The sequence below is a fragment of the Paraburkholderia piptadeniae genome (genome assembly GCF_900007165.1).
In the GTDB taxonomy this organism is placed as follows: domain Bacteria; phylum Pseudomonadota; class Gammaproteobacteria; order Burkholderiales; family Burkholderiaceae; genus Paraburkholderia; species Paraburkholderia piptadeniae.
Map to the genome: position 1 here is coordinate 1 of NZ_CYGY02000200.1, position 528 is coordinate 528.

1 protein-coding gene is annotated in these 528 nt (G+C 58.1%); it reads right to left on the bottom strand.

Annotation, left to right across the window (positions count from 1 at the left end; translation table 11 throughout):
• Window positions 1-368 (bottom strand): alcohol dehydrogenase catalytic domain-containing protein (locus BN2476_RS44360; protein WP_160111891.1); only part of this gene is annotated, 368 nt, incomplete at its 3' end.
• Window positions 369-528 lie beyond the last annotated feature (160 nt).

Sequence of the window (528 nt, forward strand, 5' to 3'; positions counted from 1 at the left end):
GCCGTCGTGTGGCCAAAGAGGTTGTCGGCCGCACCGCGATTGCGATTGCTCCTCTCGCACACAGAGAAATTGCCGCGTTTGCATTGATCGCACTCGCCGCAGATGATGGTGAACGGCACGACGACGCGGTCCCCCACTTTGAGCGCCGCGTTCTCCTTGCCGACTTCGACGACTTCGCCCATGAACTCGTGTCCCATGATGTCGCCGGACTTCATGCCTGGCATGAAGCCATCGAACAGATGCAGATCCGATCCGCAGATAGCACAGCTGGACACCTTGACGATTGCGTCGCGTGGATGTTCGATAATCGGATCGGGTACCGTGTCGCACCGTATGTCTTTCTTGCCGTGCCATGTCAGGGCTCGCATGCGTCTATCCTCAAGGGAAATAGTGGGGATCGGTGGCGGCTACCCATTCGGAGGTTGGTCGGATTGCCCGGATCGGTCTTGCCTTTTTCGGCGTTTTCCATCTGATCGCCCAGGTCCTTGCGGTTATCGCCTTTGGTGATCTGCGCTTCGCCTTTGAGCT